At 45.8% G+C, this 21247-nt stretch carries 21 protein-coding genes and 5 tRNA genes; 22 read left to right on the top strand and 4 right to left on the bottom strand.

The features are described 5' to 3' along the window. The first annotated feature begins 108 nt into the window (after nucleotides 1–108). The 15 genes from DSOL_RS10795 (at nucleotide 109) to DSOL_RS10725 (ending at nucleotide 10653) form a co-directional block, all read left to right on the top strand. Nucleotides 109–780, top strand: a complete 672-nt coding sequence (locus DSOL_RS10795) for an O-methyltransferase (RefSeq protein ID WP_075364861.1) — start codon at nucleotides 109–111, stop codon at nucleotides 778–780. Further along, on the top strand, nucleotides 767–1474 hold the full coding sequence (locus tag DSOL_RS10790) for a heparan-alpha-glucosaminide N-acetyltransferase (protein WP_075364860.1): 708 nt from the start codon (nucleotides 767–769) through the stop codon (nucleotides 1472–1474). The genes DSOL_RS10795 and DSOL_RS10790 overlap by 14 nt, the downstream gene beginning before the upstream one ends. A gap of 155 nt (nucleotides 1475–1629) precedes the next feature. Further along, complete coding sequence (locus DSOL_RS10785) at nucleotides 1630–2562, top strand: lantibiotic ABC transporter (RefSeq protein ID WP_075364859.1); 933 nt, start codon at nucleotides 1630–1632, stop codon at nucleotides 2560–2562. Between the two features lie 98 nt (nucleotides 2563–2660). Beyond that, a complete protein-coding gene (gene rph, locus DSOL_RS10780; RefSeq protein ID WP_075364858.1) occupies nucleotides 2661–3386 on the top strand; it encodes a ribonuclease PH in 726 nt (241 codons plus the stop codon). Then, nucleotides 3383–4000 carry an XTP/dITP diphosphatase gene (locus DSOL_RS10775; RefSeq protein WP_075364857.1) on the top strand — a complete coding sequence of 206 codons (618 nt, stop codon included), beginning with the start codon at nucleotides 3383–3385 and terminating at the stop codon, nucleotides 3998–4000. Before rph ends, DSOL_RS10775 begins: the two co-directional genes overlap by 4 nt. A 72-nt stretch (nucleotides 4001–4072) precedes the next feature. Continuing rightward, a tRNA-Pro gene (locus DSOL_RS10770) sits at nucleotides 4073–4150 on the top strand. 62 nt (nucleotides 4151–4212) lie between these two features. After that, nucleotides 4213–4289, top strand: a tRNA-Arg gene (locus DSOL_RS10765). Between the two features lie 17 nt (nucleotides 4290–4306). Continuing rightward, nucleotides 4307–4382, top strand: a tRNA-His gene (locus DSOL_RS10760). Nucleotides 4383–4949: 567 nt separating this feature from the next. Continuing rightward, nucleotides 4950–5645, top strand: coding sequence for a 5-oxoprolinase subunit PxpB (gene pxpB / locus DSOL_RS10755; protein ID WP_075364856.1), 696 nt, complete (start codon nucleotides 4950–4952; stop codon nucleotides 5643–5645). Then, nucleotides 5642–6586, top strand: coding sequence for a 5-oxoprolinase subunit C family protein (locus tag DSOL_RS10750; protein WP_170871488.1), 945 nt, complete (start codon nucleotides 5642–5644; stop codon nucleotides 6584–6586). The genes pxpB and DSOL_RS10750 overlap by 4 nt, the downstream gene beginning before the upstream one ends. Nucleotides 6587–6632: 46 nt before the next feature. Beyond that, nucleotides 6633–7364 carry a DUF969 domain-containing protein gene (locus tag DSOL_RS10745; RefSeq protein WP_207649624.1) on the top strand — a complete coding sequence of 244 codons (732 nt, stop codon included), beginning with the start codon at nucleotides 6633–6635 and terminating at the stop codon, nucleotides 7362–7364. Continuing rightward, nucleotides 7364–8326 (top strand): DUF979 domain-containing protein, encoded by a 963-nt coding sequence (locus tag DSOL_RS10740; protein ID WP_075364855.1) that lies wholly within the window; start codon nucleotides 7364–7366, stop codon nucleotides 8324–8326. The genes DSOL_RS10745 and DSOL_RS10740 overlap by 1 nt, the downstream gene beginning before the upstream one ends. A gap of 2 nt (nucleotides 8327–8328) precedes the next feature. Next, nucleotides 8329–9087 (top strand): 5-oxoprolinase subunit PxpA, encoded by a 759-nt coding sequence (locus DSOL_RS10735; protein ID WP_075364854.1) that lies wholly within the window; start codon nucleotides 8329–8331, stop codon nucleotides 9085–9087. Nucleotides 9088–9134: 47 nt separating this feature from the next. Beyond that, nucleotides 9135–9755, top strand: a complete 621-nt coding sequence (pcp, locus tag DSOL_RS10730; protein ID WP_075364853.1) for a pyroglutamyl-peptidase I — start codon at nucleotides 9135–9137, stop codon at nucleotides 9753–9755. A 208-nt stretch (nucleotides 9756–9963) separates the two neighbouring features. Next, nucleotides 9964–10653 (top strand): TVP38/TMEM64 family protein, encoded by a 690-nt coding sequence (locus DSOL_RS10725; protein ID WP_427854393.1) that lies wholly within the window; start codon nucleotides 9964–9966, stop codon nucleotides 10651–10653. Between the two features lie 73 nt (nucleotides 10654–10726). Here the strand turns inward: DSOL_RS10725 and DSOL_RS10720 are convergent, their stop codons facing one another. Beyond that, nucleotides 10727–11677, bottom strand: a complete 951-nt coding sequence (locus DSOL_RS10720; protein WP_075364852.1) for a polysaccharide deacetylase family protein — start codon at nucleotides 11675–11677, stop codon at nucleotides 10727–10729. Between the two features lie 224 nt (nucleotides 11678–11901). On the opposite strand from DSOL_RS10720, the gene DSOL_RS10715 reads away from it, so the two are divergent. The 3 genes from DSOL_RS10715 (at nucleotide 11902) to DSOL_RS10705 (ending at nucleotide 14086) form a co-directional block, all read left to right on the top strand. Then, a complete protein-coding gene (locus DSOL_RS10715; RefSeq protein ID WP_075364851.1) occupies nucleotides 11902–13032 on the top strand; it encodes a DUF5667 domain-containing protein in 1131 nt (376 codons plus the stop codon). Nucleotides 13033–13606: 574 nt separating this feature from the next. Next, entirely contained in the window at nucleotides 13607–13909 is a 303-nt protein-coding gene (locus DSOL_RS10710; RefSeq protein ID WP_235838773.1) for a hypothetical protein, read from the top strand. 102 nt (nucleotides 13910–14011) lie between these two features. Next, nucleotides 14012–14086: transfer RNA gene (locus tag DSOL_RS10705), tRNA-Gln, on the top strand. Between the two features lie 151 nt (nucleotides 14087–14237). Here DSOL_RS10705 and DSOL_RS10700 read toward each other — a convergent pair. The 3 genes from DSOL_RS10700 to DSOL_RS10690 all read right to left on the bottom strand — a co-directional run bounded on the left by DSOL_RS10700 (nucleotide 14238) and on the right by DSOL_RS10690 (nucleotide 15574). Further along, nucleotides 14238–14320, bottom strand: a tRNA-Leu gene (locus tag DSOL_RS10700). A 172-nt stretch (nucleotides 14321–14492) separates the two neighbouring features. Continuing rightward, entirely contained in the window at nucleotides 14493–14873 is a 381-nt protein-coding gene (locus DSOL_RS10695; RefSeq protein WP_075364849.1) for a DUF4363 family protein, read from the bottom strand. Nucleotides 14874–14884: 11 nt separating this feature from the next. Next, the gene (locus DSOL_RS10690; RefSeq protein WP_075364848.1) at nucleotides 14885–15574 is read right to left on the bottom strand and encodes a DUF421 domain-containing protein; all 690 of its coding nucleotides are present in this window, start codon (nucleotides 15572–15574) and stop codon (nucleotides 14885–14887) included. Between the two features lie 289 nt (nucleotides 15575–15863). On the opposite strand from DSOL_RS10690, the gene DSOL_RS10685 reads away from it, so the two are divergent. The 4 genes from DSOL_RS10685 (at nucleotide 15864) to clpX (ending at nucleotide 21168) form a co-directional block, all read left to right on the top strand. Beyond that, the gene (locus DSOL_RS10685; protein ID WP_075364847.1) at nucleotides 15864–17015 is read left to right on the top strand and encodes an MGDG synthase family glycosyltransferase; all 1152 of its coding nucleotides are present in this window, start codon (nucleotides 15864–15866) and stop codon (nucleotides 17013–17015) included. Between the two features lie 17 nt (nucleotides 17016–17032). Then, nucleotides 17033–18277, top strand: coding sequence for a polysaccharide deacetylase family protein (locus DSOL_RS10680; RefSeq protein ID WP_075364846.1), 1245 nt, complete (start codon nucleotides 17033–17035; stop codon nucleotides 18275–18277). A gap of 299 nt (nucleotides 18278–18576) precedes the next feature. After that, complete coding sequence (tig, locus tag DSOL_RS10675; RefSeq protein WP_075364845.1) at nucleotides 18577–19860, top strand: trigger factor; 1284 nt, start codon at nucleotides 18577–18579, stop codon at nucleotides 19858–19860. A gap of 42 nt (nucleotides 19861–19902) precedes the next feature. Further along, complete coding sequence (gene clpX / locus DSOL_RS10670) at nucleotides 19903–21168, top strand: ATP-dependent Clp protease ATP-binding subunit ClpX (protein ID WP_075364844.1); 1266 nt, start codon at nucleotides 19903–19905, stop codon at nucleotides 21166–21168. The last annotated feature ends 79 nt before the right edge of the window (nucleotides 21169–21247 follow it).

Below are 21247 nucleotides of genomic sequence, written 5' to 3'. Positions count from 1 at the left end.
AATTGATATGAGGGCATGCTTTTTTGGGGAGGCTATGATTTTGGTCTTTCTTGTTTCCACCTAAGAAGCATATGAACTATCCTCGTGAATTTGGAAAGGGAGATGACTTTGTTTTACCCTTTTGAAATGGAACGCTATCTTGAGACCTTGTTGGGAGAAAGAGATTCCCTACTCCAAGAAATGGAAGAGCAGGCCTTGAAGGAAACGATTCCGGTGGTGACACCTACAGTTGGGAATTTCCTCAATTTACTGGTGGATATGAGCAAGGCGCAGGCGATTTTGGAGATTGGGACAGCGATCGGGTATTCGACGATCTGGTTGGCGCGTGCGGCAGAGAAGACCGAAGGGCATGTCACGACGATTGATATGAACAAAGATCGGCTTGCGCGGGCCCAAGGTTATTTTCAACGGGCTGATCTTCAAAACTGCATTACGGCGTTGGAGGGCGATGCTCGGAAGATTATACCGAAGCTTGATTCAACCTTTGATTTTGTGTTTATCGATGCTGCTAAAGGAGAATACTTGGACTATCTGAACCTCATCTACCCCTTAATTGCACCGGGAGGGGTACTGGTGGTAGACAATGTGCTATTCCGTGGCTGGGTGGTTCCGGAAAGTACGTACGCACCTAAATATGATCGGATGGTGGGTGGATTGCGTCAGTTTTTGCAAGAGCTTTGCCAGAATCCGGACTTTTCCACTACGGTATTGCCGTTTGGAGATGGGGTCTCAGTGAGCCGGCGTGTGGGAGTGGGATTAGATCAAGATGAACATAGATAGACAAGCGGAGCAACGCCATGGAGAGATTGATGTTCTAAGGGCGGTTGCGATTGTGTTGATGGTCTTGTTTCATCTTGTATATGATCTCAAAGAGTTTGCTGGCGTCGATATTGACTATCAGGCCCCGTTCTGGTTTTTTATTGGCAAAGCATCGGCACTGACCTTTATCTTTATTTCTGGACTTTCGAGTGGGTTTAGCAGATTCCCTGTTAAGCGGGGATTTAAAGTACTGCTCTATGGCATGGGTATCACGGTTGTGACGTATATAGTCATGAAGGAAGAGTATGTTCGCTTTGGTATTCTGCACTTTTTGGGTGTGAGCATGATTTTGTCCCCTATTTTCTTCCGATTGCCGAAATGGACGCTCTGGAGCCTTGCCGGCTCGTCTGTACTGCTGGGGTTTTGGTTTAAAGAACTAGTGTTAAAAACTAGTCTCCTGCTACCGTTTGGTCTTATGTACGAGGGGTTCCAATCCATAGACTATTATCCCCTTTTTCCGTATCTTGGTGCCACTTTTATGGGTATTCTAGCTTACAAGCAGTTTTATGCCCAGCGGTTGAAGGGGAAAGCCCGATTTTCTTTTCAGTTAAATTCCAAGGTGATTCAATGGGTGAGCCGGAAATCCTTGGGTATCTACTTAGTCCATCAGCCCATACTCTTGCTCATCATTTTAATTGTTAATCGTAAATTGTAAATAACTCAGAGAGTTGGTTTGCCAAAAGAATCCATGATTCACCTGGGACATGTCAGCAAGACGGTCATAGGGGATCTCGGGAATCAGACAGAAGAACCGTCCCCCTGTCTGGGAGTGACGCTGTCTGGGAAACTTAAGGGGGGTAAAGGGTTTTGATGACTATGTTTGTTCATGAGCATTTGATGCAGGCGGTTTATTTTGCTCCACGTGGGAAGAAACGCCTTCTTTTTTTGGGCACGAATATTCAACAACGGTATTTAAGCCCGGAGGACAAGCTGATTGGGTTTGTGGGTGATGCAGGGGCCGGTAAGTCGTTGCTTATTCGAGGAATGTTTCCGGGATTGGAACTAACGAACGATGACGATGGAATTAATATTCGACCGTTGCCTTTAATGGAGGATGCCGATCGCGGGCACTTTCGCTATCATACCTACCATTTGGATGTTCGATTTGAGTCCGCGTTTACGCAATCTTGGAAAATTGCTGAAGCGATTCAGAAAGCAATTTCAAAGGGACATCGCGTGGTAGTTGAGCATTTTGACCTTGTCTATTCGCAGCTTGGGGTTAATGCTGAGGTCTTGATCGGGGTAGGGGAAGAAGTGATAGTAACTCGTCCAACGGTTTTCGGGCCAGAACCACAAAGCATTGCCGATATCGTTTTTGAATCGATCAAGTATCGACGTATGGCGCACAGTGCCGAGGACATTACCTCAATGATTCTGGAGGAAATGGGTTTAGAAAAACCTGAAGTACATAGTGACATTAAACATGGTTTCGTCTTGGAACTGCCTGAGAAACCAGATATTGATTTAGACTTGGTGGAACAACGAGTTTTGGATTTGATTAACGCGGATCTGCCCATATGTTTTGGAGATGATCAACACATTCGAGTTGGGCAGATGCTTTATCCCTGCACAGGCCCGCGTATTCATATTCGACGTACTAGCGAAATTAAAGGTTTTCACTTGCTAAAGGAATTCCGGTTCGACCCTATTGCCCAGCTCTATACTATAGCGGGTATTGTGGGCGAGGAAACGACACCAAGCCGCTCCGTTGATTTGTTCGCCGGGGGGAATCGGACTATTTAGCCCCAGTACATACTGGAAACGATTGGCTTTTCTCAGCCTATTCTGGTAAACTAAAATTAATAAATAGATTTGCACAAAAGAAAGGTTAGGTTTTCAATATGCAACGTTCCTACGGTCGGGCTTTCGATGGATTACGTCCTGTTAAAATTTCTCGGCAGTTTACCAACATACCTGAAGGTTCAGTTCTCATCGAAATCGGGGAAACTCGGGTCTTATGTACTGCCAGCGTTGAGGAAAAAGTGCCTCCCTTTCAGAAAGGATCAGGCAAGGGGTGGGTTACTGCAGAATATGCCATGATTCCGAGGGCAACGCAGTCTCGGACACAAAGAGAGGCAACCAAAGGAAAACTTACCGGCCGAACGATGGAAATTCAGCGCTTAATCGGACGTGCACTTCGCTCTGTGGTGGATTTAAAAAAGCTCGGTGAACGCACAATTTGGTTGGATTGCGATGTGCTTCAAGCGGATGGAGGCACACGAACCGCGGCCATTACCGGAGCTTACGTTGCCTTAGTCGATGCTGTTCAGTATTTATTGGAGAAGAAACTGATTAGAACTAATCCAATCCAAGATACTTTGGCAGCCATCTCCGTAGGGAAGGTCCAAGGCCAGGCAGTTCTTGATCTGGCGTACGAAGAGGATTCACAAGCGGAAGTGGACATGAATGTGGTTATGACTGGTGCAGGAAAGTTTGTGGAAATCCAAGGAACAGCGGAGGAAACTCCTTTTGATCGTGCAGATTTGGATGCTTTTTTGCAACTGGCTGAAAAGGGGATCCGCACACTGATGGAAGTGCAGAAGTCTGCAGTGGAAACGACCGCATGAAGATAATACTGGCAACTCAGAACCAGGGAAAAATTCGAGAGTTTCAAGAACTGCTTGCAGATGAGGATATTGAAGTGCTCTCTTTACTTGATATCCCGAACTGGGAAGATGTAGAGGAAAACGGGGAAACCTTTGCTGACAATGCTGCACTTAAAGCAAGGGCAGCAGTCAGGAGAACAGGGCTAATCGCTCTGGCCGATGATTCCGGTTTGGAAGTGGATGCTCTAAATGGTGCACCGGGCGTATATTCTGCACGCTTTGCGGGGGAACCTAAGGATGATGAACGTAATAATGATAAACTGCTACAGCTTTTAGAAACTGTCTCGGATGACAAGAGGATAGCACGTTTTCGCTGTGCATTGGTTATGGCAACCCCGGAAGGGGAAGAATATCTTACAGAAGGCACTGCTGAAGGGCTTATCTTGAGAGAACGTCGGGGATCGGATGGATTCGGCTATGACCCGCTCTTTTACGTTCCGGAGTTTGCTCGGACTATGGCCGAACTGACTTTGAATGAGAAAAATAAATTAAGCCATAGAGCCCAGGCTTTTCGTAAAGTGATCCCGATTCTGAAAGACCTAGGTAGTGGCACGATGCATCGTGCTACTACCTAAATGATGCAAAATTATTTGATGTTTTTCCTTGACGAATACACTGAGATGAGCTATACTAATCAAGTCACCAATCGGGGCATAGCGCAGCTTGGCTAGCGCGCCTGCCTTGGGAGCAGGAGGCCGGGGGTTCAAATCCCTCTGCCCCGACCATTATTCCCAACTTTTCTCCGCTGTAATGGGTAACCTGGGTTGACAACAGAATCCTTTGAACTGCGCCTGTAGCTCAGTTGGATAGAGCATCTGCCTTCTAAGCAGGTTGTCGGGGGTTCGAATCTCTCCAGGCGCACCAAAAAAATAGTCCCTATGGTGGGTGTGGCGAAGTGGTTAACGCACCGGGTTGTGGCTCCGGCATTCGTGGGTTCAAGCCCCATCACCCACCCCATAATGTAAAAGTCGCACCGGGAATTGTTTTTCCCGGTGCTTTTGTCTCAAGCAAAGGGTCTCGCACATTAATGCGAGACCCTTTGTTTTGCTGAAGACTGCGCAACAAAAAACCCTAAAATAGAGGAAGGTATTGTGCCCATTGAAAAAAGAACTCCAATTTATTCTTCCGCACTGTGACACCCAATTGGACACGAATTGCGACAAGCTGCAAAGTCCTGACTTTATACTTTGTATCATCCTTGTAATCACAACTAAGACGGCGTAGTTAGAGGCTTAGAGATGTTAAATCACTACTAATACTGTATTCTTTTAAAGTTTACCTTGTCAGTAGGCTGATAAAGTGATAATTTAAGTATAAATTCCAACTGAGCAATGACGCTCTTTGAAGATTCGAAACAATCTTCAAGGGGTGTCTTTTGTTAATTTCAAAGTATGAAAGGAGTAGCTGTTAAATGGATGAAAAATACTTATTAAAGTTAATTAGGATTATCTGTTAAATGATGTAATGTAAAATATTTGTAAATATTGAAAGTTAAGAAAGATCGTTGCGGAGGGAGTGATCTCGTTGTTTAAAGTTCTGCCTTATGGGGATGGGGCGCTCCATGTCCAGTTTCAAGAAACAATTAGTGAAGAAGGTTTTGAAAAGGTTCAGAATTTTTTCAATCATCTGAGTCATCTTCAAGATGAGCGCATTTTAGAACTGATTCCAACCTACCATTCCGTTACAGTCTTTTATCGTCCTGGGAGCAGTTATCTTGAAATGCTAAACCTTGTCGAAGAGGTTCATCACCGAAGTACAGAGATTGAAATGGATACTTCTCGGCCGGCTCTCCTCCGGAAAGTAGAAATTCCCGTATGTTACGGTGGTGAATTTGGGCCGGATCTGAAACATGTCGCAGATTACCACAAGCTCACGGTTGAGGAAGTGATCGCCAGGCACACAGCCTCAGAGTATTTAGTCTACATGATCGGGTTCATGCCAGGTTTCCCTTATATGGGCGGTCTGGATCCTGAGCTCGCTACACCCCGTCTCATCAGCCCTCGGTCGCTTGTCCCACAAGGTTCGGTGGGAATTGCTGGGCAACAGACAGGCCTCTATCCCTTAGCTTCACCCGGAGGTTGGCAACTGATTGGCCGGACGCCCCTCAGCCTATTTGATGCCAATTATAACCCACCGACTATGCTGCGTAGTGGGGACAGAGTTCGGTTTATGCCCATTAGTCGAAAAGATTACAACGAATTGGAAGGGAAACGCTCGTGAAGATTTTGAGAATTCTACGCGCCGGCCCCTTGTCCACCCTGCAGGATTTGGGCCGGGGAGGGTACGGACAATACGGTGTTCCCACGGCAGGGGCCATGGATCCTTGGGCTCTGCAGATCGGGAATCTACTCGTGGGTAACCCGCGCAATTCACCGGGGCTCGAGATGACAATCCAAGGAATCAAGGCTCAAATCTTATCCCGAACAGTCCTCACGATTACCGGAGGGACTGGTGTGTATACGCTGAACGGTCAAAGCGTGGAGAATTGGCGAACTTTTCCCGTCGAACCGGGAGATGTGCTGGATATCGGGGTTATCACTGAAGGCTGTCGCGCTTATCTGATCGCCTCAGGTGGGCTGGACGTCAACATGATTCTGGGAAGTGGGTCGACCTACCTTCCGGCCAGCCTGGGTGGTATGAATGGGAGAGCTTTAGTACGAGAAGATATTCTTTCTGCGGTCCCTAAGTCCACTCCCCAAAAACGGCCCATAACCCGGTTTTTAGTCCCGGAACTTGTACCCCATTACCCTGATGTTTGCACACTACGAGTGGTGCCCGGATTGCATGAGGAATTGTTTTCTCGGGAAACTTTGGATTTATTTTATTCGACGTTATACGTTGTCACTCCTCAAAGCAACCGAATGGGGTACCGCTTACAAGGCAGGGCGTTAAATCTTGCAAAAGGCGCAGCCCTGATTTCTGATGCTGTGGTCTTTGGGGTGGTCCAGGTACCCCCTGATGGACAACCGATTATTCTAGCGGCAGATCACCAGACGACAGGAGGCTACCCAGTCATCGGGGTCGTGGCCTCGGTGGATTTCAGCTCCCTGGCCCAGCTCCGACCCGGACAGAGCGTTCGCTTTCGGTCGATTGACTTGGAAGAGGCTCAGTCATTACGTCGTGAACAAGAGAGATTACTTAGCACGTTGGCACTTGCTTAAGTTCAAAACAAATTAAATCTGAACGTTAAAAGGAGAGGAAGATACAATGATGTGGTCTCTACTCGGTGTCCTCATTGTGATTGTGGGGTTTATCCTACGCTTTAACCCGCTCATTGTTGTTACCGTGGCTGGACTGGTCACGGGCATTGTTGCCCACTTACCCCTTACTAAAATTTTAGCCCAATTTGGCACCTCGTTTGTCACCAACCGCTACATGTCTCTCTTCATCTTGATCTTGCCGGTCATTGGGCTCATGGAACGGTATGGCCTAAAAGAACAGGCTGAAGCCCTGATTGGAAAGGTTAAAGCGGCGACGACCGGACGACTCCTGATTTTATATCTGTTATTGCGTGAACTTTCCTCCGCTTTGGGCTTAACAAGCCTTGGTGGACATGCGCAAATGGTACGTCCCTTGGTTGCCCCCATGGCGGAAGGCGCAGCTAAGGCCAAATTTGGCCCAATTTCTGACGCCACCCAGTATAAAATTCGGGCCCATTCTGCAGCCGTCGATAATATCGGTCTTTTTTTTGGTGAAGATATCTTTATTGCCATCGGAGCCATCCTTCTAATGAAGGGATTTTTTGATCAGCTCAATATTCCGGTCACGCCGATAGGGATGGCTATGTGGGGAATTCCCACCGCGATCACCGCTTTCCTCGTCCACTCGGTTCGGTTATTCCTTCTCGACCGGAGTTTAGCTAGGGAGTACCCGGCTACCCCGAAGATGGAGCCCAGTCTGGCCAGCACAAAAAATAGTGGTCAAGGAGGAGTAGATTGATGATTTTATCGTTAAATACGATTTATGTTCTGACTGGGATTATTCTGTTGGTCGTAAGTTTCTTGAGTTTTCGGGATCAGAAAAATCTCCGGCGCTGGACGACCGGGTCATTTTGGGGACTCTACGCACTCACGTTTCTCTTCGGGCAACAAATTCCTCCAGTTTACATGGGGGGAATTGTTCTTGTAATTGTCGCTTTAGCCGGTTTTGGTGGGGTTCGTTTGGGGCATTATGATGAGCGTTCACGCACAGAACGCCTGAAATATGCTTCAAAGCTTCGCAACTGGGTGTTTCTGCCGACTTTGTTGATCCCAACAATTACCATGATCGGAACTGTTGCCCTTAATAATACAAAAATTGGCGGCATTCCCTTGCTTGATCCGAAAAATGTGACCTTAGTGAGCTTGGGCTCTGCCGGAGTCATTGCTTTGATTGTGGCGCTTATTATTACCCGGGATACTCCACAGCGAGCTATCAATGAAGGTCGACGTCTCATGGATGCAATTGGCTGGGCCGCCATTTTGCCTCAGATGTTAGCCACTCTCGGAGCACTCTTTGCTGCAGGGGGCGTAGGTACAGCCATTTCCAAAATCGTTACAAATGTCATCCCGGTCCATAACACGTTTGCCGTAGTAGTTGCCTATTGCGTCGGCATGGCCCTATTTACCATGATCATGGGGAATGCTTTCGCCGCCTTTCCGGTGATGACCGCAGGAATTGCTGTCCCGCTGCTCATTCACATGCACGGAGCATCTGCGAATACCTTAGCCGCACTCGGAATGTTTTCCGGCTATTGTGGGACTTTAATGACTCCTATGGCGGCTAACTTCAATATTGTCCCCGCGGCTCTGCTGGATTTGCCGGATAAATACCAAGTGATCAAAGCTCAAATCCCGACCGCTTTAATTTTACTCACCGCCAATATCTTTTTTATGTATTTTCTCGCTCTAGGAGGGCATTAAGTATGCGACGAAGTGTGGATGTAAACTGTGATTTGGGAGAGAGTTACGGGATGTTTCAAGTGGGGTCGGACGAAGCAGTTCTTCGGCTTGTTTCTTCCGCCAATATCGCATGTGGGCTGCATGCCGGGGATTTCACCGTGATGCACAATACCGTAAAAAGGGCGATGGCTCATAACGTGGCGATCGGGGCCCATCCAGGATTACCAGATGTGCAAGGATTCGGAAGGCGTTGGATCCCCTATAGCCCAGGGGAAATCTATGACTTAGTCTTGTATCAGATTGGCGCTTTAGCTGCTTTTGTCCGGGCCGAAGGGGGCCGTTTGGTTCATGTTAAACCCCACGGAGCACTGTATAACAAAGCCGCCGTCGATCGCTCTGTTGCGGAGGCAATTGCCGGGGCGGTCCGGGATTTCGATCCAGAACTGAGGTTATTTGCGCTCTCGGGAAGTCTCCTGATCGTGGCTGGACAAGCCGCAGGACTCCGCACGGTTTCCGAAGTTTTTGCGGACAGGAATTACCAAACGGACGGAACCTTAGTTCCCCGCTCTCATCCGCAGGCCATGGTCCACTCCGGCACCATGATGGCTGAGCGCTTGTTGAACATGTTGGAGAAAGGGAGCGTACTCAGCTTGGACGGTCAGGAAGTCCCGCTGCTGGCTGAAACGGTTTGCCTCCACGGAGACGAGCCAGAAGCTTTAGTTCACGCTCAGACCTTGCGAGAGGCCCTGGAGAAGCGCGAGGTGGCCATTCGGCAGGTATAAGAAAGAAACGTTCGAACGTCCCTTAAGAGGACGTCAGAAGGAGATATATGAAGAAAGTTTTACTGACAGGGTTTGATCCCTTCGGTGGAGAAACCACCAACCCCTCCTGGGAAGCAGTGCTCCAGCTGGCTGAACGGGAGATCTACGGTTATAGAGTGGCTGCCAAACAATTACCCACGGCTTTTGGGCATTCTGTCGACCTTTTAAAACAGTTCATCCAACAGGAGGAGCCCCAAGCTGTTCTTTGCATCGGGCAGGCCGGAGGAAGACCGGACATCACCATTGAGCGTGTCGCAATCAATGTGGATGACGCAAGGATTAAGGACAATCTGGGGCAACAACCTGTGGATCAACCGATTGCGGAAGGCGGACCTGCGGCATACTGGTCAAGCCTGCCGATTAAGGAGATTGTCGCTCGTCTTCGTGCTGCTGGAATCCCGGCCTCGGTCTCTGACAGCGCAGGGACCTTTGTGTGCAACCATCTCTTCTATGGACTGCAGCATTTCTTAACAGAAACCGGATCGAAGCTTCCAGGGGGTTTTATCCATATCCCTTACCTACCCGAACAGGGGATCGCTCAGGCAGGTCAGCCGACCATGAGCAAAGAAACCGTGGTAAGAGCTCTGGAAATTGCAATTGCTACGACCGTGGAAACGTTGGTCAGTTAGCAAAGGACGCTTTGTTAACTGACTTCCTAATGTGTGTTGGACGGCGATTTAGAATTTCTCTTTTGAGGGACATCTAAACCGCTATTTTTTTAGTTATCACTTTTTTCCTCTAGGCACATGGAGTACAGCACAACCGCTATAGGTTATAATGAGATCATCAATAAATAACCCAACGTAAGTTGGGGGACGATACACTGAAGGTGTATTAATGATGTTGATGAAAAGGGGAGAAAGACCGATGGCTCAGACGGTTGGAGACAAACACAAACATAATTTGCTCAAGTATGGATGGACAGGGGTTATTATCGCTGCCTTTGTTATCCTTATCGCAGCGTTTTTCTATTTTGACCGACGGAATGAGATTTCCGTGATCATTCAGGCCTGGGGAGCGATGGGAGTCGTTTTTGCCATTTTACTGATGACAGCACTCTGTATGACGCCTATACCCTCTGAAGGGCTAGTGGTAATGTTTTTAAAAATCTATGGCATCTATGAAGGGATTTTCTTAGCGTGGTTGGGTTCTACGCTTAGTGCACTGGTTATCTTTTTTATTGTACGATTCTATGGGAAAACGTTGATGCAAAAGCTGATCACACCAGAACGGTTTAATACCGTTGATCATTGGGTTAAGGGCAAGGGGTCAATCGGGTTATTAGTAGCCCGTTTACTCCCCATTCCAGCATTTGCCGTCAATTACATAGCAGGTGCAATGCCATCCATGAAACTCTGGACGTATCTTTGGACAGCCGCCTTATCCATGATCCCTTATTATGTTGGAACTGCGCTCGTATTTTTGGGGGTCGCCCGGGAAACTTGGATCTGGCTGGTTTTGGGTGCTGTTGCCCTCATTGTTTTCTGGAGTACGGGATATCTTCTCAACAAACGCCGAGTGCAATAATAAACAGTGGTGATCACCCATAGAAAATCCTTCCCAATCGTTCTTTCATAGAATGGACAGGGAAGGATTTTTTCTAAAATCGCGGTGAGAAGTCAAAGAGAATTTGATTGTACTTAACCTTAAGCCAAAAAATACCGTGTAGTGGGCCGGAAGAAGTCAGTCCTTTAAGGAGGAGAGAGAGCCTGCTGGTATCTGTGATCCGATTTCCTACATCGAGGCGGAAGATGTGAGTGGGATCCACTTTGTGATAATTGGCTTGGGTTCGATCTTGGGTCAGTACGTAGGAATAACCGGATTCTTGGGCGAGAGAAATGAACGACTTTGCAGCATGACCATACGGTAGAGCGATGACGTTGTCGTTTCTGCCTAGGTACTTTTGGAAAAGATCTTGTTCTTGTTTGAAATCATGAAGAATCCGGCGCTGGTAGTCTGATGGCGATTCCATTTGATGCTCTCTGGGTAAATATAAGGGATCTGTCGCAAAGTAGGTTTTCCCCTCTGCTTGTATGGTCGCATGAGCATTAAACGTATGGGAATGCAAGGTGATAAGCGGGTCTTTGGCAAGATCGCGGATTTCCGGCCACGAAAGATAGTCTTTTTTTGAGAATAAGGACGCTTTGCCTATGATAAATTCTGTGCTAGGATACTGAAAATCTCTCAAGATGGGTACGGCGTTTTCAGCATAAGTTCGGTCTCCGTCGTCGAAGGTAAGGACGACAGAGTTAGGCGTAATAGCTTTCTGAGGATCTTGCAAAGTCGTTAGAGCGTCATTAAGGGCCATGACATGGAAGCCGTGGTCTTTTAAAAATGCAAGATGTTCTCGAAATTGTTGCGGAGTGACGGTTTCACGGCTGTCCCAGGGATTGGGCATGTTATCGCTGACCCGGTGATAGGTTAGGATGACGATTTGTTGGGTGTATTTGAGGGGCATAACAAGCTGAATGACAGCGAGCAGAGCAATAAGCAAGGCAAACACGATCAGCTCAACAATAGAACGAAGCAAGAATTTACGTTTGAAAATCAAGACCACCTCCTCTGTACGTTCACTTTCTTACTTTAACATGACCTTGGGAAAAGTAAAGACGGGATTTCCTAATTTGCAGACGAAAAATAAACTTTCTGCAAACCCCCTCAAAAATAAGGCTAGGCTCGTAAAGATAGTATGTAAGGGTTAAACAACCCCAAAATAGTTCGCAAAATAAAGGTCGTTGCATCTAGTAAACGACTGGTAAAGGAAAGAGGAGAACAATGAATAAGATGAATAAGATGAAAAAAAGGCTTGCGATTGGTGTAACGGTTGCATTTTTGGCATTCCCTTTGAGTACGACATCAACGTTGGCGGATACGGTGACCTCATCTCCAACAACCACAGCACCCACTACGACGCCGGCTACAAGCGTGCCTACTACTGTTGCCTCAGCAACAACATCGACTCCGACCACAACCACAACCACCTCGGCTATTACGGCACCTGTTGTCGATTCCAGTGGTAGCACAGTTACTCCGGCCAACTGGTTTACCGATCTTATCGGAAAACTCCAGCTCATGCTGACGTTTGATCCAGCGCGAAAAGCTGAATTAAGTGAACGACACGCACTAGCTAACTTGGCTGAAGCCCAAAAGCTAATGAAAGAAGATAAAGCCGATGAGGCACAGGTTGCTTTAAACAAGTACGCAGATAAGATTACCATGGCGCAGGAATTTCTTACTCAAGTTAAAGATCCTAGCTCTGAAGCAGCTAAAAACCTCGTCATAGCTCTCTCTAATGTTAATACTAATAATATTCAGGTTCTGAGTAGTTTGTTGGATAAACTTCCTCCTCAAGCTGCCCAAAAGTTAGCCCTTAATGTTGTGCGCTCCATGGAGAAGGCTGTCGCCAAGATGGAGAAGGAGGGCGCAAAGGTCGCTCCTGTAACGACACCAACAAATACAACGACGACGCCAACGACAACAACAACTGTGACTACTCCAGGCACGACGCCAGCAACTTCGGGAACATCGGTAACAGATGCTAAAATGTTAGAAAATCAAGCCAAAATTGCTTTAAAAGAGTTCAAGAAGTCCTTGAAGAAAGAAAAGATCTCCGTTGAGGACCAAGGAGATCAAGACGAAAAACAACAAAACCAACAAAACCAACAAAACCAACAAGACCAAGGAGAACAAAACAATGAGGATAAAAATCTAAACCAAACTCCGACTCCACAAGCTCAATCCACGCCCCAAAGTCAGCCAACTCATGTAACAGTTGCTCCAGTTAATCCACCAACGGCGCCAACGGTCACCCGGTTATCTGAACAAAACAAAGACGGTATGCACAAACAGGCAGAGAACGGAAATGATAAGGGGAGAGAAAAAGAGGGCAATCAGCGGGATAAATAATTTGACGATAATCACCAGGCGGCTTTAATAAGCCGCCTTTTCCTATTTATACCACTCTCCCTGCTTATACATAACCATCAAAAGGTCGACAACAATAATTTGTCCAAGCGCAGTGCTATAGTGGTACCAAGTAAAAAAACATAAGACGAAAGAAGGAATTCAACATGTCAATTTCAAGAATCAGTTCTACTGGGGTAAACGTCAATCCAGAAACAAGGTCAATATGGACAACGCTCATCACTACGCTCTCATTATCCGTATTCATGCTCTCAGTACTTGACCTAATTGCAGTTTACATCAGGTATGCTTCTTTATCTAACTACACTATGTATGTTTTAACAAATGTAATGTTAACAGCGGTTGGCTTAATCACCTGTTCTGACCTAGTTGTCGCTAAAGGTAGCAAGTCAGTAAAATCTTTTCTAGGTTATATGTTATTATCCTGGACTTGTATTACTTTAATTAGGTTGTTCCAATCATGATATAACAATTCTGAAATCTAAATGAAAGAAGGGAGTACTCCCTAAAGGATAAAGCATGCTATAATTAAGTATAAAGAATCTGACTGGGGATGATGACTGTGGGCAAAGCCAAGCCAGATGCGAATGACATGCGCCGCATGATTGGATATAGCATGATTACATTTATGAGCGTCTTTTTGTACTTGCCTATTTTGTGGTTTATCCATTTATTTTCACAGGATGCGGGACTTTATTGGCGTTGGCTAATTTGCTCGATTTTTCTTGTCGCTTTTAACGTGCTGTTTTATTACTGGAAATACCCTAAGGATTGGTTGAAAAATTTATTGACTTTGGTGGCAATTAACCTGTTGATTTTACTGTTCGAGTATTTTTGGCTAATGCAAAGCATGAGTTAAGGGCTTTCTTCTCCAAACAGAAATCTGGTTGAGGGTAAATAAAAAAATGTTTTGTGGTTATATTAACTAGGTGGTACAATACAGTTATAGTAGTAATTGCATTGGGGTGTCGCCAAGCGGTAAGGCACCAGACTTTGACTCTGGCATTCGTTGGTTCGAATCCAGCCACCCCAGCCATCAATTCATGAAATAACAACGATCGTCAGAAGATCTCGTTTAACCAAAGGTTAGCGAGATTTTTTTCGGACTAAAATAGGTTTACAAATTCAATGCGTGTAAAAATATTAAAGGTAGTTCAACCTTTTACAAGTTGAACTACCTTTATAATTGGTGCGGGAGACAGGACTTGAACCTGCACGGTTACCCGCTGGAACCTAAATCCAGTGCGTCTGCCAGTTCCGCCACTCCCGCAAAAATATCGCTTAGAATTCCTCTTTCCAACACTGGAACCGTTGTTTTCCATTGTATTGGAACCGCTGTGTCGAAGAGAATTGTAACATAGATTCGATCATAAGACAAGCCCGTGGTTTAGCAATTTCATTTTCTAATCAAATCATAAACCGAAGCCATGGATTTGAAAAGCCTACAAGATATTTTTCAAATTAAGCTGGTCTGAATCGGCAATATGGGCAAAGAGAAGTTTCAAGGTCGATACTTCCCCTAGCGAGAGTGGACTGTCTTGGGTAGCCATGTATTTTTCCAAGCGCTCCATGCTGAGGTCGATGGTGTCGATCTCTTGATGGTGGAGGAGAATGGTCCACAAGGTTTTATTTATATCCCAGCGTCGATGGGTAGTGTTTAATTCCGTTTGAGCGACCTTCCAGTTTTGGGTGGAGATTGAGTGCTCGACTGTTTCAAGTTGGGTTACCAACGCATGAGTCGTTGTCTGTATATAGCCATGGGAAATGAAAGAGCCTCCTGCCAATAAGAAGACGATGACAAAAATAGTTGTAAGGGTGCGCAACGGATTTCACCTCACTTTAGCTGTGGTTTTTTTTCGAGCTTAGCCTGTACGTAAAGCGTGCCTGAAGAATCGAGGCTCGCTAAGAGGACATCTTCAATCTTAGTACCCTGTTTCTTTAGTTCATCTTTAAGCCAATTCAAGGTCTTGTTGGATTTTTCAAGGGTCTTACTATTGAGTTTACCGTCCATGATAATCGTGAGGGGTAGCCCCTCGAACTGGGGCATGATATGAAAGTCTTCAGGAATGGTGGGTCTTTTATGTGCTTTGGGAATAACGCTCAATTGTCCGTTGTTTTCCAGAATAGCAAATTCGACATCAGCAATGTTTGGGACGTTCTTGAGGCGAAGTTCTTCTAGCAGATCGGTGAGGTTATAACAGTTTTTCTTCATTTCCTCTTCAATAATTTGTCCTCGTTCGATCAGGATACTCGGCTTGCCGCAAATAATATCTCTAGCCTTTTCGCTTTTTAAGGAAATCCAAGCTAAGGTTAGGCTCGCTGAGAGGAGAACTAGGATGGGAATGATGCCGCTGAGAAGTGGAATGCCGACATTCTCGCTGGGTACGGCAGCAAGGTCGGAAATCATGAGAATAACGACGAGCTCAAAAGGTTGCAATTGACCAATTTCTCGTTTCCCCATCAGACGAAGGGCGACGATGACCAACGTGTATAGAATAAGAGTCCTGATTACAACAATGATCATTTCGTTCTCCTTTCTCATAAATACTGGTTGCATTTTTGAAGGTTATCTTACCCCGAATTTTAGGAGTTATCCGCCTAAGCGTGTGATGTTTTTTCGGGGAAACTCTATTCTTGTTCCCCCATAATTTGGTGATTTGGAGAATTCACGCTATAATAGTCAGTAAAAAGATTAGCAAAGAGGATTATGAACCGTATGGCGGTGCAAAATTGTGGAAAGCGTAGCAATTGAATTTGAATAATTCACTCTTTTTTATTGAAAGGGTAGGACTTTAATACAGGGAGGGTACATAGTGGAACAATTAAGTGTGCTGATTTTTTCAGCGACGTTTGGTGCGGGACATGTGCGCGCGGCAGACGCAATTATTGAAGCGTTGCGTGCTAAGGACCCGGATGTTAAAATTACGCATTTGGATTTTGGGGCATTTCTAAGTAAGACCTTCAACTCTGTGATCAAGAACACCTACATTGAGCTTATCAAGCATACACCGAAATTATGGGGTAAATTTTACTACCGCACATCGAAGATTCCCCCAGATTCTGTATTCCAACGTTTCTTGAATGGTTTGGGGCGACGGGAATTTGTGAAATTGATTCAGGCATTACAACCAGATCTCGTGATTTGTACCTATCCCACAGTGGCTGGGGTCTTGGCTCAACAGAGGTTAAAGGGAGTTTTGAATGTCCCTTTGGTTACTGTAGTGACCGATTATGCTGTTCACAGTCAGTGGATTCATCCTGGGGTTGACCTTTATATTGTAGGTTGTGAGGGTGTCAGCAAAGGGCTAGTGGCTCGAGGGATTGATTCACGCTCGATTCGGATTACGGGGATTCCCGTGAGCCCGAAATTCGACTTGGAATATGATCGGACTGAACTATTAAGGCAGCTGAATTTAGATCTTGATCGCCCGACGGTTCTAGTGATGGGTGGAGCTTATGGTGTCCTGGGCGGGGCAAGAGCAGTCTGCAAAATCTTGGCGGATGCTACATATCCAGTGCAAAGTATTATTGTTTGTGGACAAGACGAGAAACTGTACAAATCGCTCGATTCCATAATTGAAGAAGGGCAAAATCCGGTTGCACGTTTTGGATTTGTTAGAAATGTCGAAGAGTTGATGAGCGTTTCGGATATTATTATTACGAAATCAGGCGGCTTAACGGTTTCTGAAGCTCTGACAAAACGGGTGCCTATGGTTATTTTCAGGCCGATACCTGGACAGGAAGAGGAAAATGCCATCTATCTGGACGGGATTGGAGCAGGGCGGGTTGCTAAGGATGAAGACGGATTGGAAAAGGTTATCTTCGATCTGCTGAAAAATCCGAGGGACTTGGAAAGGATGCGCCGGGCAGCCGCGAAAGCAGTGCCGGGTCGGACGGCGGAGCACGCTGTTAACAGTATGTTGGAACTTCTGGAAAATCGTCAGAACACACAAAAGATCGGGTGATGCAGAGGAGAACAAGTATGGGTTGGGGATATGTGCTGTTAAGTTGCATTCTGGGAGGAGTGGCTGTCTATACAGTCATTCCTGATTTATTTTTACACCGTTTGGGGATCGGGAGTTGGAAACGTCAATACAGCCCGGGCGTTGCCCTAACATTTGATGACGGGCCTGATCCGGATTTTACCCCGCGTATTCTTGAGATTTTGAAAAGACATCAAGTTAAGGCTACCTTTTTTGTGGTTGCGGAAAAGGCAAAAAGGTATCCGGAGCTGATTCAACGGATACAAGAGGAGGGACATCAGATCGGGGTTCACTCGTTTAATCATCGGTATGCTTGGTTTGCTTCTCCAGGGCGGACGATAAAAGAATGGACGGAAAGTGTGCGTTGTTTGGAAATTCTCACTGGAAGTAAAATAACATGGTTGCGCCCTCCTTGGGGTACCTTTAACCTCACGACATGGTGGTGGCATAAGCAAAATAAGATGCGAGCTGTACTATGGAACGCCGAAGGGCATGACTGGGAGGTGCGGCGTACACCAGAAGAAATCACAGAGCGCATTCTAAAAAGAACAGATGAAGGAACGATTGTCGTCATGCATGACAGTGGTGGGGAACAGGGGGCTCAGGAAAATACTATTTTGGCCTTAGAACAGTTATGTGAACGAATCGTTAAGGAACGGAAGCTCCCCATAGTTCCTTTGGAATTCCCCGATTGGCCGCTTGAGAAACGCTTGGTGTTTCGAGTCTGGGAAATGTGGGAGCATTACTACGCCAGGAAACACCACGTCGAGCGAGTTGACGCGACGAATATTTTTCGCTTAGAAAAAACCAGATATGAAGGTCCCGATCTCTTTGCTGAGGATGGAATGCTGATGGCTACAAAGGGAGATTCTGTGGCGGAGATTCATTTAGATAATATTCGGCTTCAAGCAAAAGGTCAGGATATGCAGAAAACGGCGCTCAAGGTCTTGCGCCAATCCCGTGAATCGTTGCCGGGTTTGGTCCGATATATTGCGGAAGATCCGACGTATGATAATATTAAGGTCTTTGTGGCTCAGACGTTACTGTATCGAGGGGTTAAAGGATTTGGGTTTTCCATTCAGGATTTACCGGACACATGGAAAAGTCGAGGGGTTGCTTGGCTGCAGAAAATGGTGATGCGGGTATACCATCCTGCGGGGAAAGAGCGTGAAAATGGCCGACTTGGGAATAAGACGAGGTTGGTGTGGATTAGGCGGGAGAAACTTTTAGGGAATAGGGAGTAGAAAGGGACCATAAGGTGATTTGTTATTTGATTACCTTGAGCAAGTCTGGTATAATTGGCTAGTAAATTTGCTGGATTTGACCCTTATAGGTTGTCAATGAGACATTGACTAATAAAAGGGGGAACGAAATGTTCCCCCTTTAGGCAGATTTAAGGTTTTTAGGACGAAATTGCAAGGAATTTCTTTAATGTAGTTGGCTTAAGCTGGGGTTTGTAGTCTTGATAAATCGGCAAGACTATTGAAGTTTCCGCAGCTGCCTTGCACATAGAGCAAATCGTTATTTAAGGAGGAGAAATATATTGTCAGTCTCGGTTGAAAAAATAGAAAAAAATGTTGTAGCTTTGGAAGTGACGGTTGAATCCGAAAAGTTTGTTAGTGCGGTGAACCAAGCGGCAAAGGTTTTGGCTAAGAAGGTTAATGTTCCAGGGTTTCGTAAAGGTAAAGCGCCGCGGCGAATGGTGGAACTTCATGTGGGGAAGGAAGCCCTATATGATGAAGCATTGGATCATATCATTGGACCCGCTTACGCTGAGGCAGTTGTAGAAAGCGGCATCGAGCCCGTGGATCGTCCTGAAGTGGACTTGGTTCAAATCGAAGAGGGAAAAGACCTGATTTTCAAAGCAAAGGTCATCGTTAAGCCTGAGGTTGAACTAGGAGAGTATAAAGGGCTTCATCTTGAACAGGATGCAGCGACGGTTTCGGACGAAGAAGTGATGGAAGAACTGAAAAACAAGCAGCAACAACATGCCCGCCTTGCGACCCTGGAAACTGGCAAGGTTGAAAATGAGGATACTGTCACGATTGACTTTGAAGGATTTGCGGACGGGGTAGCTTTTGTTGGCGGTAAAGCAGAGAACTATGAACTAGTAATCGGCTCGGGAACCTTTATTCCTGGCTTTGAAGAAGGCTTAATTGGAGCCGAAATTGGACAACATGTTGATGTCAACGTTACCTTCCCGGATGAATATCATAGTGCAGAGCTAGCTGGAAAAGAAGCTGTTTTTAAAACAGATATCAAAAAAATTCAACGCCAAGAACTTTCTCCTTTAGATGACGAATTCGCCAAAGATGTTAGTGAATTTGAGACGCTTGATGAATTGAAAAATGACTTGCGGAATAAACTGATTAAGAGCGCCGAACAAAGGGTAAAAGAAGATTATGTTAAGGCGATCATCTCTAAAGCAGTCGACAATGCTAGCGTCGAAATCCCGGAAGCTATGGTTAATGAACGAGTCAAAGTCATGTTAGAGGATTTAAGTCGTAACTTTACTCAACAGGGAATAACAATGGAACAGTATTATCAGTTTACCAGTTCTTCAGAGGAAGCCATGCAGGAACGATTACGTCCTCAAGCTGCAGAAGGCGTCAAAATGGATTTAGTTATTGAAGCTATTGCCAAAGAAGAAGGAATTGAGGTCACGGAAGACGAAGTAAACGAAGAGTTCAAGAAACTGGGTGAGCGTTATAAACAAGACGCTGAATCACTCAAACAAACCCTCATGGCGCGCGGGGAATTCGGGTTCTATAAACAAAGCTTGATTAACGACAAGACGGTCAACTTTTTAGTAGAGCATAACGCATAAGACAACGACGTGAGGGAAATTCTGAGGTATAGAGGTGAGAGGATGGCAAAGTATACCGACGATAAAAATCAATTAAAATGTTCATTCTGCGGTAAGACTCAGGAGCAAGTCAAGAAATTGGTTGCTGGTCCAGGCGTTTACATTTGTGATGAATGTATTGAGCTATGCAATGAGATTATTGAAGAAGAACTGACGGATGATTTGGGTGTGGAAATTGGGGATATTCTGAAACCGAAAGAAATCCGGGCGATTATTGATCAATACGTCATCGGCCAAGAACAAGCGAAAAAGGCCCTTTCGGTGGCAGTCTACAACCATTACAAACGGATTAACCTGGGCATGAAAATTGATGATGTCGAATTGCAAAAGTCAAACATCATTATGCTGGGACCCACGGGTTCAGGAAAGACTTTACTGGCCTCAACTCTTGCTAAAGTTCTTAATGTTCCCTTTGCTATTGCGGATGCCACTTCACTTACAGAAGCAGGTTATGTTGGGGAAGACGTAGAGAACATTCTCCTTAAATTGATTCAAGCCGCGGATTATGATGTGGAAAAGGCGGAAAAGGGTATTGTTTATATCGATGAAATCGATAAAATTGCCCGTAAGTCGGAAAATCCCTCCATTACCCGTGATGTGTCAGGAGAAGGGGTTCAGCAGGCTTTGCTGAAGATTCTGGAAGGTACGGTTGCCAGTGTACCCCCTCAAGGTGGCCGCAAGCATCCCCATCAGGAATTTATTCAGTTGGATACCACCAATATCCTCTTTATTGTCGGCGGGGCCTTTGACGGGATCGAAAAAATTATCCAAAACCGGTCAGGTCAAAAGACGATGGGCTTTGGCGCCAATATTCAAAACAAAAAAGATATGAAAATTGGCGAAGTTTTAAAAGAGATCCTACCATCAGACCTTCAGAAATTTGGCTTAATCCCCGAATTTGTGGGACGGTTACCTGTAATTGTAACCCTTGAAGCGTTGGATGAAGCGGCGTTGGTTCGTATTCTGACGGAACCCAAGAATGCCCTAGTTAAGCAATATCAAAAGCTGATGGAGCTTGACGGTGTAACCCTGGAGTTCAAAGACGCGGCACTTTCTTCGATCGCGACGGAAGCGATTCGTCGGAATACTGGGGCACGGGGCTTGAGGGCCATTGTGGAGGAGCTCACGCTTAACGTGATGTATGATTTGCCTTCACGCAATGATGTTACGAAATGCGTCATCACCCAGGATGTGGTCTTGAAGAAAGAAGAGCCCCTTCTCGTTATGGCTGATAAGGTCAAAAAAGGCAAGAAGGAAGAATCCGCGTAAGCGAGGTCCGAAGTCCGAGGATCGAATATGGTAAAGTTCACTTTGCTTGAAGATTTATAAACACCGGAGTAGCTTTTGA

The sequence above is a fragment of the Desulfosporosinus metallidurans genome (assembly GCF_001936615.1).
Classification (GTDB): domain Bacteria; phylum Bacillota; class Desulfitobacteriia; order Desulfitobacteriales; family Desulfitobacteriaceae; genus Desulfosporosinus; species Desulfosporosinus metallidurans.
The sequence above is the reverse complement of the archived record's forward strand: the minus strand, read 5'-3'. Positions and strand labels throughout refer to the sequence as shown.

What these genes read in the sequence shown, in the direction of transcription:
- DSOL_RS10745 (WP_207649624.1), top strand. Translation starts at nt 6,633, where the DNA reads ATGATGTGGTCTCTACTCGGTGTCCTCATTGTGATTGTGGGGTTTATC.
- rph (WP_075364858.1), top strand. Translation starts at nt 2,661, where the DNA reads ATGCAACGTTCCTACGGTCGGGCTTTCGATGGATTACGTCCTGTTAAA.
- pcp (WP_075364853.1), top strand. Translation starts at nt 9,135, where the DNA reads ATGAAGAAAGTTTTACTGACAGGGTTTGATCCCTTCGGTGGAGAAACC.
- DSOL_RS10775 (WP_075364857.1), top strand. Translation starts at nt 3,383, where the DNA reads ATGAAGATAATACTGGCAACTCAGAACCAGGGAAAAATTCGAGAGTTT.
- clpX (WP_075364844.1), top strand. Translation starts at nt 19,903, where the DNA reads ATGGCAAAGTATACCGACGATAAAAATCAATTAAAATGTTCATTCTGC.
- DSOL_RS10680 (WP_075364846.1), top strand. Translation starts at nt 17,033, where the DNA reads ATGGGTTGGGGATATGTGCTGTTAAGTTGCATTCTGGGAGGAGTGGCT.
- DSOL_RS10785 (WP_075364859.1), top strand. Translation starts at nt 1,630, where the DNA reads ATGACTATGTTTGTTCATGAGCATTTGATGCAGGCGGTTTATTTTGCT.
- DSOL_RS10735 (WP_075364854.1), top strand. Translation starts at nt 8,329, where the DNA reads ATGCGACGAAGTGTGGATGTAAACTGTGATTTGGGAGAGAGTTACGGG.
- DSOL_RS10790 (WP_075364860.1), top strand. Translation starts at nt 767, where the DNA reads ATGAACATAGATAGACAAGCGGAGCAACGCCATGGAGAGATTGATGTT.
- DSOL_RS10690 (WP_075364848.1), bottom strand. Translation starts at nt 15,574, where the DNA reads ATGATCATTGTTGTAATCAGGACTCTTATTCTATACACGTTGGTCATC.
- DSOL_RS10715 (WP_075364851.1), top strand. Translation starts at nt 11,902, where the DNA reads ATGAATAAGATGAATAAGATGAAAAAAAGGCTTGCGATTGGTGTAACG.
- DSOL_RS10710 (WP_235838773.1), top strand. Translation starts at nt 13,607, where the DNA reads ATGACTGTGGGCAAAGCCAAGCCAGATGCGAATGACATGCGCCGCATG.
- DSOL_RS10740 (WP_075364855.1), top strand. Translation starts at nt 7,364, where the DNA reads ATGATTTTATCGTTAAATACGATTTATGTTCTGACTGGGATTATTCTG.
- DSOL_RS10725 (WP_427854393.1), top strand. Translation starts at nt 9,964, where the DNA reads ATGATGTTGATGAAAAGGGGAGAAAGACCGATGGCTCAGACGGTTGGA.